Below are 9,241 nucleotides of genomic sequence, written 5' to 3'. Positions count from 1 at the left end.
TTCGCGGTGCCTTCGCAGGCCTCCAGCCGATCGACCAGCTGGGCATCATGGGCGATACCTGGGCCATGGCGATGGCAGGGGTGGAGACGCCCGCCAACTACATGGACCTGGCCAAGGCCGTCACCACCGACAGCGTGCCGCAGGTATGGGGTGAGGTGGTCGACGGCGTGCTCGGCCTGGATTCTTACTACCGCGGAGATGCCGCGCGGCAGGCAACCTTCCGCAAGTTCGCCACCGCCCGATTGGCCCCCGAATTGAAGCACGTGGGCTGGACGCCCAAGCAAGGGGAGGCCGCGCCGGTAACGATCCTGCGCACGCAACTGATCGGTGCCCTGGGTGCGCTTGGCGACAAGGCCGTATTGGCCGAAGCGCAGCGTCGCTTCGAGGCCAACGACATGCCGGCGGAACTGCGCAAGACGATCATGGCGGTGGTGGCCAGCAATGCAAACGCCGCCACCTGGGACAAGCTGCATGCCCAGGCCAAGGCCGAGACCACGCCGCTGGTGAAGGACCAGCTGTACGCCCTGCTTTCCACCGCGAAGGACGATGCCCTCGGCCAGCGTGCGCTGGACCTTGCCCTGACCGACGAGCCGGGCGCCACCAATAGCGCCGGGATGATCTCGATCGTCGGCCGCAACCATCCGGACATGGCCTTCGACTTCGCGGTGGCGCACAAGGCGCAGGTGGACAAGCTGGTCGACTCCACGTCCAGCGCGCGCTACTACCCGGGCATCGGCTCATCGTCCTTCGATCCGGCGATGCCCGGCAAGGTGCAGGCCTTCGCCGAGAAGTACATCTCGCCTACCTCGCGCCGCGGCGCGGAGACGGTGATCGCCAACATCAAGTACCGCACCCAGGTTCGCAGCGAACGCCTGCCGGCAGTCGATGCGTGGCTGAAGAAGAACGGTTAATGCACGTCGAATGAAGGTGGGGCGTCGGCGCTGCCGGCGCCCCATTTTTTTTGCGGCGCATCACCCAGTTCGAAGCGCAACGTGCCGCCATGCCGTGCGAACGATTCGGGCAGCCATGGGCGCGAGGTGGCCTTGCCATCGAGGCTCAAGGCCTGCACATACGGTTTGCCAGGGCCGGCCGAGGGCGCATCGATCACCACGTCGCCGTCGGCGCGCTTGACGGTGATGCGCGGGAATACAGGGCTTCCCAGCACGAACTCGGCACGACCTGGCGTGGCCGGGTACAGGCCCATCGCGGCGAACACATACCATGAGCTCATCTCGCCCAGGTCGTCGTTACCCGGGATGCCGTTGGGCGCATTCACCCAGATTTTGTCCAGCACCTCGCGCACCAGTTCCTGGGTTTTCCATGGTGCGCCCGCATACGCATACAGCCAGGGCGTGCCGATCGAGGGTTCGTTGTCGAGTTCTGCGTGCAGCGGACCGGCCTTGGTCACGGCAAACGTGCCATCGGGCTGGTAGAAGAATTTATCCAGCCGCGCGCGTGCCTTGCCGGTACCACCCATCGCCTGGAACAGTCCCTTCACATTGAAGGGCACCATCCATACGTATTGCGCGGCACTGCCTTCGACGAAGCCGTCTTCGGTGGACGGGTCGAAGGCATGCGCGGGTTTGTTTTCATCGTCTTTCACCAGCGCCCAGCTGCCGTCGGTGTTGCGGTTGCGGATGTAGCCTTCGGAAGGGGTGGCCTTCGGGTCGAACACGTTGCGCCAGTTCTGTGCGCGGCCCAGGAAGCGCTTCTGCGTGGCCTTGTCGCCCAGGCGGCCAGCCAGCTGGCTGATGCCGAATTCCGCGGTGACGTCTTCCAGCGTATCGGCGGCGGGGCCCCAGGCGGGGGCGCCGACCGGGATGTAGTGCAGCGACAACCAGCTGGAAAGTCCCGGCCGCTGGCCCACGCACTCAACTTCGCAGCCATCGTGCGAGGCATCGAGTTCCGTCGGGTGGTCGGCGGCCTGCACCAGCGAGGCCAGCGCGCCCTTCATATCGAAGTCGCGGCCGCCGAAGGCCACGATGCTGGCCACCGCCGCGGCCGAAGGGTCGCCATTCATCACGTGCACCCCGCCGCTGTTGTGCGTCCAGCGGTCCCACACGCCGTGGTTTTGCGTCGCCTGGTTCAGCAGGCTCTGTGCGATGTCGCTGCCGGTTTTCGGATCGAGCCAGGTCACCAGCGCCAGCTGTGAACGGTAGACGTCCCAGCCGGAGAAATTGGCGTACTGCGCCTTCTGCGGCGCCTGCACCTGGTGCGTGGTGCCATCGAAGCCGCGGTACTCACCGTTGACGTCGCTGAAGATGTTCGGGTGCATCAGTGAGTGGTACAGCGCCGTGTAGAACACCGTGCGCTGGTCGGCGCTACCGCCCTGCACCTCTACCTGTCCCAGCTTCTCGTCCCATGCGGCGATGGCCCGCGCGGCGATGGTGTCGAAGGAAGTACCGGCCGGGTTCTCCGCTTCAAGGTTGGCCTGCGCGTTGGCCGTGCTCACGTACGAGAGGCCGATGCGCAGGTTCACCGTGCGGCCCTTCGCGCCATCGAAGCTGATCCATGCACCGGAGCCCTTGCCGGCATCGGGAACACCCTTGGCACCATAGCCGGTGCCACCGCTGGAGGACGTCGCGCCCGCGGTAACGCTGCCATCCTTCCAGGTGCCGGTGCCCACGATGGGCTGGTCGGCCTCGATCACGTAGTACAGCGTGTAGTAGCTGCGCTGGTTCACAGGCGTGTAGCCGCAGAAGTTGCCGCTGGTGACCTGTCCGGTCACCCGGCCGTGGGCTGCGTCAACGTCGACCTTCGCTTCTTCCGATCCCACTTCCGAATCCGACGCACGCACAAGCAGGTTGACGTTCTTGCCCGCGGGGAAGGCGAAGCGCGCCGCACCGGTGTGCAGGCTGGCGCTGAGATCCACTGCCACGCCGTTGTCCAGCATCACATGGTAGTGGCCGGCTTTCGCCACCTCGTTGGCGTGGTTGAAGCCCACTGCGTAGGCGTGGCGAAAATCGCTCGAGGGGGAATTCGTTACCGGGACGGTCACCGGCATGATCGGCACGTCGCCCGAGGCACCGGCGCAGCCCCAGCCTTCCACGTTGGTCAGGCTGAAGCCGCGCACCTGGTTGGCGCGGTATTCATAGCCGCCGGGAGCGGCGATCAGGTGCCGCGAGCCGGGCAGTGGCGTGGCCTCGGGACTGAACTGCACCATGCCGAACGGCAACACCGCACCGGGGAACACATTGCCTCCATTGGCAGTGCCGATCAGCGGATTCACCTCGGCCGCGGGGCCCGCGACTGCAGAAAGCGTGACCATCGCCAGGGCGGCGGCAAGCGGGATCGTTCGCATGGGGATATATTCACGGCAGCGGGATTTGCCACGATCTAAAAGCAATCCCACCGCCCCGTCAAGCGGCTTGCCTGATCCTCATCTCCACGTGCAGGCCCGCCGCGGCGGCCATGTTCACCAGGGCATCAAGCCCGAACAGGTCGATCTTGCCACGCACCATGTCCGATACACGCGGCTGCGTGACACCGAAAATCCGCGCTGCCTGTGACTGGCTGAGTGCTGCAAGCTCGATGTGTTGCTTGAGTGCCATCATAAGCTTCGAGCGCAGTTTCATGTTTTCTGCCTGCTCGGGAGAATCTTCGATAGCGTCCCAGATGCTTGAGAATGTCTTCTTGCTCATGGCGAGAGGTCCTTGATCACATCACGGTAGCGGCTTGCGGCGAGGTCCAGATCTGGCCGGGAAGTCTTCTGAGATTTCTTTTTGAAACAGTGCAGTACGTATACCGCGTGCGCCAGTCTAGCGATGTAGATGATTCGATAGGCACCGCTGTCATCCTTGACCCGGATCTCCTCGACGCCACGGCCAATAGTGGGCATGGGCTTGAAATCGTTCGGTTGCAAGCCGTTCTGCAATCGGTCGATCTGGTGGCCGGCCTGGCGGCGAGCGGATTCCGGGAACGTGCGCAAGTCGTCCAGTGCCGAACCCATGAAACAGACGTGCTTCCGTGCAGTCATGGCTGGACTATACAATATTTTGTATGAAACTCAAGCACACCTGGCGGGCTTGTTACGCCGCCAGGTTGCGAGGGGGCGCGCCGTCACGGTCCCATCGTCCTAACCGGTCATATTCCCGGTCACCGCAAAACGCTACGATTCGAAAATGGCCGAACTTCCTCCCCGACCCGAGCAGGCTCTCGACCCGAGCGACCCGATGGCCCGGAGTGCGCAGACGTTCCCGCGGCTCTCCGACGAGATGGCGGCGCGGGTGCGACGCTATGGCACGGAGCAGCAGGTATCGGCCGGCACGGAACTCTTCGAGCGGGGCCAGCGCGGGCTGGATTTCCTTTTCGTGCTGGAAGGGCGGGTGGAGGTATTCCACCGGCAGCGCGACGGCAGCCGCGACGTAGTGACCACCCACGGACGCTACCAGTTCAGCGGCGAGCTGGACATGTTCAACAACCGCCAGGTGCGGATGTCGGGCTGGGCGCCCGTGCCCACGCGCGTGTTGCGCGTGCCGCGCGCCGATTTCCGCCGGCTGGTGTCTTCGGAGCCGGACATCGGCGAAATCATCATGCGCGCTTTCATCCTGCGCCGCGTGGGCCTGATCCGCCATTTCAACGATGGCCTGGTGCTGATCGGCCCGGCGCATTCGGCCGATACCCTGCGCCTGCAACGCTTCCTGATACGCAACGGCTACCCGCACCGCCTGCTCGACACCGAACTGGACCCCGCCGCCAGCGGCTTCCTGGAATGCTTCGAGCTTTCGGCCGACCAGTTACCGGTGGTGGTGCTCGCCGACGACACGCTGCTGCGCAATCCTTCGTCGCGGGAACTGGCCGATGGCCTTGGCCTTACCGAAGTGCTCGACCCGGCCAAGGTGTACGACGTGGCGGTGATCGGCGGCGGCCCGGCGGGCCTGGCCTCGGCGGTCTACGCAGCCTCGGAGGGCCTGGCCACAATAGTGGTGGAAAGCACGGCGCCGGGCGGGCAGGCGGGGACGTCGTCGAAGATCGAGAACTACCTGGGCTTTCCCACCGGCATTTCCGGCCAGGCCCTGGCCGGCCGTGCGCAGGTGCAGGCGCAGAAGTTCGGCGCGCAGCTGATGGTGTCGCGCGCCGCGGCAGCCATCGACTGCTCGGCCACGCCCTACCGTGTACGGCTGGACGACGAACAGGTGGTGACCGCGCGCGCGATCGTGGTGGCCACGGGTGCGCGCTATCGCAAGCTTAGCGTCGAGGACTACGGCCGCTTCGAAGGCGCCGGCGTGCATTACGCCGCCACCGCGATGGAAGGCCAGCTTTGTGGCGGCGAGGAAGTAGTGGTGGTCGGCGGCGGCAATTCCGCCGGCCAGGCGGCGGTGTTCCTGTCCCGCATCGCCGACCACGTGCATATGATGGTGCGCTCGGGCGGCCTTGCCGCCACCATGAGCGACTACCTGGTACAGCGCATCGTGCAGTCGCCGAAGATCACCCTGTACACGCACTCGGAGATATGCCGGCTGGAGGGCCCCGACCGGCTGCGGCAGGTCAGCTGGACCCAACGTGGTACGGGCGAGGTCATTACGCGTCTGATCGGCAACGTGTTCGTCATGATCGGTGCGGAGCCCAACACCGACTGGCTGCAAGGTTGCGTGGAGCTGGACGACAAAGGCTTCGTGGTCACCGGCAAGGCGGCTCTGGGCACCGTGCCTTCGGCTTACCTTACTTCCCGCCCGGGCATCTTCGCGGTGGGCGACGTGCGCTCAGGTTCGGTCAAGCGCGTGGCCTCCGGCGTAGGCGAAGGTTCGGTGGTGATCCAGGCCGTGCACCAGTTCCTGGCGCCGCCCGCCGGGGCCTGACAGCGACAGGTCAAGAATCCGCGCGCCCGGCCGATAAGGTTGCATGCGTCTGGATATCCCCACCCTCGGCATCATTGGTTTCCTGATCGGAATCGCCCTGTCGGTAGGCTTCACCCTGCTTGGCCTGGTGTTGCCACGGCAACGCGTGTTGCGCCTGTGGGCTGCCGGCTTCTGGATGGCTACGCTCGGTGCGCTGTTCGCGGGCCTGCGCAACCAGATCGACGAAGGCATGTCGGTAGTGCTGGGCAACCTGTTCATCGGCATTTCCGGCGCGCTGATGCTCGCCGGTGTCTCGCGTCACGTCGACCGGCCGTTGCGCTGGGGACCGCCTGTGACGTTTATCGCGCTTTTCGTGGCGGCGCAGGCGTTCTTCGAGTATGTCGTGCCGAGCCTGCGCGTGCGCCTGCATCTTTTCAGCGTGCAGATGGTGGTGTGGGATGCCTGCACGGTGTGGATGCTGCTTCGCCACGGACCGCAGGAACTGCGCACCAGTTGCCGACTGGCAGCGGTTGTCTTCACTTGCGATCTGCTGTTCTACGCGGCAAGGCCTTTCATGCCGCTGGCCCCTGGCTCCGGCGAGGACGCCATGCACGGCGGAACGCCGATCGTTGCCACCTTCGTGATTGGCATCATGCTGGCGTTGGGCTGGTTCATCGCCTTCATGCTGCTGGTGGCCGAGCGCCTGGCCGTGGACCTGGGGCGCCTGGCGCGCATCGATGGCCTGACCGGCCTGCTCAACCGAGGTGCGCTGATCGAAGACGGCCGCCGTGCGCTGGCGCATTGCCGCGCGCGTGGCCGTCCGTTCGCACTGCTCATCTTCGACCTGGATTATTTCAAGAAGGTCAACGACACCTATGGCCACGATGGCGGCGACGCGTTGCTGCGCCAGTTCTCCACCCTTATCGGCGCGGTGCGCGACCCGGGCACCCTGCTTAGCCGTTACGGCGGCGAGGAATTCGTGCTGGCGTTGCCGGGCCTGACCCTGGGCGAGGCCGCGGTACTGGCCGAGGACATGCGCCAGGCGGTGGCCGCCACCGAGGTGCCGTTCGGCAAGGTACGGTTGTCGATGACCACCAGCATCGGCGTGGCCGTGGCCGATGCCACGCAGTCGTTCGAGGAATTGATCGCCCGCGCCGACGAGGCGCTGTACAAGGCCAAGGCGGCGGGCCGCAACCAGGTATTCGCCTGCTAGTAGCGGCGTGGGGTCAGAGTTATGACTCCGACCCCTAATGCCGCCTGATGCGCAGGCCTATAATCGGGGTTTCGATGCCTCCGCCGGCTACCCAGTGTCCGTTGCCACCGTCCACGATGCCTTTGCCGATCCCGAGGCCACCTTCGCCCGCGGTCCGGTTCGCCTGACCGTGCTCACGCCGCGCCTGTTGCGCGTGGAGTTCGATCCTGCCAGGCGTTTCAACGATGCGCGCACGCAGTTCGCCGTCCGCCGTGGCTTGCCCAAACCCGACTTCGAGGTGATCGAGGACGACACCCGCCTGGTACTGGACACCGGCGTGCTGAGGCTGGAATGGATCAAGGGCAACATGGCGCCCGATGCCTCGAACCTGCACATCGTGCTGCGCGACGAAGGTGAAGAAGGGGCGCGCTGGACACCGGGCATGGTCGAGGAAGGCAACCTGCTCGGTACCTTCCGCACGCTCGACCGCTACGACGGCGACACCTGGACCGATGGCACGCGAATTCCGCTGGAGCCGGGCATCCTGTCACGCGGCGGCTGGCACGTGGTGGACGATTCAACGAGCTTTCGCCTGGACGAAGACGGTTGGGTCACCGGCCGCGGCCAGGCGCCGGCGCAGGATGTCTACTTCTTCGGCTACGGCCACGATTTCCGCGGGGCGATTGCGGACTTCGCTGCGGTATCCGGCCCGCAGCCGCTGCCGCCACGCTTCGTTTTCGGCTACTGGTGGTCGCGCTACTGGAATTACTCCGACCAGGAACTGCGCCGGCTGCTGGGCCGGTTCGCCACCGAACGCATGCCGCTGGATGTGCTGGTACTGGACATGGACTGGCACACCACGCCGGGCCTGTCCCTGCGCACGGGCATGGACGAGCGCGATGAGTTCGGCGAACAGCGCGGCTGGACGGGCTACACCTTCAACAGCAGCCTGTTCCCCGACCCCGATGCCTTCTTGCGCTGGGTGCACGGACACGACCTGAAGATCACCCTGAACCTGCATCCCGCATCCGGCGTGCCCGCATTCGAAGAGAACTACACCGCCATGGGCCAGGCGTTGTCGTTGGACACCGCCACGGGCGCCACGATTCCCTTCGAGGGGAGTTCCAAGCCGTACATGCGGGCCTTGTTCGACACCATCCTGCGTCCGCTTGAAAAACGTGGCGTCGACTTCTGGTGGCTCGACTGGCAACAGTGGGCGGAAGCGAAGGCCGTGCCGGGGTTGTCGAACACCTGGTGGCTCAACCACGTGTTCTTCAACGAGATGGAGCGCCACGACGATGCGCGCGGGCTGATCTACCACCGCTGGGGAGGCCTGGGTAACCACCGCTATCCCATCGGCTTTTCCGGCGACAGCGTGATCTCGTGGGCGTCGCTGGCCTTCCAGCCGTACTTCACCGCCACGGCGTCCAACGTGCTGTACGGCTACTGGAGCCACGACATCGGCGGCCACACCTTCGACAAGGCGGTACCCCGCGCCGAGCGCCACCTGGATCCGGAACTCTACACGCGCTGGGTACAGCTGGGCGTGTTCAGCCCGGTGCTGCGCACGCACTCGGCCAAGGAAGCGAGCCTGCACAAGGAACCCTGGCACTTCGCGCCCCGCTTTGGCGATGTCATCAGCGAGGCGATCCGCCTGCGCTACCGCCTGGCGCCGTATATCTACGCCGCGGCACGGGCAGCCCACGACACGGGCCTGTCGCTGGTGCGGCCGATGTACTACGACTGGCCCCGGGAGGAACGCGCCTACGAAGTGCCGGGCCAGTACATGTTCGGTGACAGCCTGTTGCTGAGCCCGGTGACCGCAGCGGGCGAAGGCGGCTACACCCGCGTCGACACCTGGCTTCCGCCGGGGCGCTGGTACAGCCGCGAGGGCGCACGCGTCTATGACGGCGGGGTCATCATCAGCCAGGACTACGCACTGCGCGAGACACCGATCTTCGTCCGCGAAGGCAGCATCCTGCCGCTGTACACCGACGGCCTGCGCAACCTTACGCGGCTGCCGCAGCAGATGGTGCTGCAGGTCTACCCGGGCCCGGTGGGCGAGACGTCCGTCTACGACGACGACGGCATATCGCAGGGTTATCGGCGCGGCGCCTTCGCCCGCACCCTGGTGCGCAGCTGGCGTGACGACAACGAACACCAGGTCGCCATCGGCGCGATGCAGGGCGTCTATGCCGGCCGGCCCGACATGCGTTCGTACGTGGTGGAATTGCTGGGCACCGGCATGCCGCTGGAGGTGCGCGTGGATGGT

7 protein-coding genes are annotated in these 9,241 nt (G+C 65.7%); 4 read left to right on the top strand and 3 right to left on the bottom strand.

Annotated features, from left to right (window positions below):
* The coding region (locus tag VK519_RS04515; protein ID WP_324347939.1) for an ERAP1-like C-terminal domain-containing protein at positions 1–911 on the top strand (911 nt) is incomplete at its 5' end.
* Here the strand turns inward: VK519_RS04515 and VK519_RS04510 are convergent.
* The 3 genes from VK519_RS04510 to VK519_RS04500 are packed head-to-tail and all read right to left on the bottom strand — an operon-like array spanning position 908 to position 3,976.
* Positions 908–3,301, bottom strand: a complete 2,394-nt coding sequence (locus VK519_RS04510; protein ID WP_324347938.1) for a GH92 family glycosyl hydrolase — start codon at positions 3,299–3,301, stop codon at positions 908–910. The two genes, VK519_RS04515 and VK519_RS04510, sit on opposite strands and share 4 nt — an antisense overlap.
* 58 nt (positions 3,302–3,359) lie before the next feature.
* The gene (locus VK519_RS04505; protein WP_324347937.1) at positions 3,360–3,641 is read right to left on the bottom strand and encodes a helix-turn-helix domain-containing protein; all 282 of its coding nucleotides are present in this window, start codon (positions 3,639–3,641) and stop codon (positions 3,360–3,362) included.
* Positions 3,638–3,976: a type II toxin-antitoxin system RelE/ParE family toxin gene (locus VK519_RS04500; protein ID WP_324347936.1), complete on the bottom strand. Its 339-nt coding sequence runs from the start codon at positions 3,974–3,976 to the stop codon at positions 3,638–3,640. Before VK519_RS04500 ends, VK519_RS04505 begins: the two co-directional genes overlap by 4 nt.
* Positions 3,977–4,121: 145 nt before the next feature.
* Here VK519_RS04500 and VK519_RS04495 point away from each other — a divergent pair, with 145 nt between their 5' ends.
* The 3 genes from VK519_RS04495 to VK519_RS04485 form a co-directional block, all read left to right on the top strand.
* Positions 4,122–5,798 (top strand): FAD-dependent oxidoreductase, encoded by a 1,677-nt coding sequence (locus VK519_RS04495; protein WP_324347935.1) that lies wholly within the window; start codon positions 4,122–4,124, stop codon positions 5,796–5,798.
* Between the two features lie 43 nt (positions 5,799–5,841).
* Positions 5,842–6,990 (top strand): GGDEF domain-containing protein, encoded by a 1,149-nt coding sequence (locus tag VK519_RS04490; RefSeq protein WP_324347934.1) that lies wholly within the window; start codon positions 5,842–5,844, stop codon positions 6,988–6,990.
* Positions 6,991–7,084: 94 nt separating this feature from the next.
* The coding region (locus VK519_RS04485) for a glycoside hydrolase family 31 protein (RefSeq protein WP_324347933.1) at positions 7,085–9,241 on the top strand (2,157 nt) is incomplete at its 3' end.

It is taken from the genome of Pinirhizobacter sp., assembly GCF_035317885.1.
Classification (GTDB): Bacteria; Pseudomonadota; Gammaproteobacteria; order Xanthomonadales; family Rhodanobacteraceae; genus Pinirhizobacter.
The sequence above is the reverse complement of the archived record's forward strand: the minus strand, read 5'-3'. Positions and strand labels throughout refer to the sequence as shown.